Raw genomic sequence first — 413 nt, forward strand, 5'->3', positions numbered from 1 at the left:
ATCGGCATGACGCCGATCAGCCCCGTTCGCCACCCCCGCCGAGTCCGCCATGCCGGCCGGGTTCGCCACGCCCGCCGAGTCCGCCATGTCAGCCGTGTTGGCCGCGCCTGCCGTGTTGGCCGCGTCAGCCGGGTCCGCTGGATCGGTCCGTTCATCCAGCAGGGCCGGGTCACACGCTCCGCGGTGGTCGCGCGATCCCGCCGGGGCAGGCGAGCGCATCAAGTCAGGCGATCCGGTCCCGGGAGTGGTGTCGAGCTGCGCGTGGGCTTGATGGGCGAGGTCGGTGATCAGGGGAGCCCAGGGGCCGGTGGCGGCTGGTGTGGCGGCCAGCCGGCGGAGCTGGGTGAGGGTGATTTGCAGCTCGACGATGCCGCCGCGTCGTGTGTCGCGGGGTGGTCGTTGTGCGGGTGGGC

General features: G+C 73.1%; 1 protein-coding gene. It reads right to left on the bottom strand.

Going from position 1 to position 413, the window contains the following annotated elements; all coding sequences use genetic code 11:
* Positions 1-413, bottom strand: a 413-nt coding sequence (locus FLX08_RS41775; protein ID WP_208761998.1) for a hypothetical protein, incomplete at both ends; no start/stop codon positions are given.

The organism is Microbispora hainanensis, assembly GCF_006874475.1.
Lineage (GTDB): Bacteria > Actinomycetota > Actinomycetes > Streptosporangiales > Streptosporangiaceae > Microbispora > Microbispora hainanensis.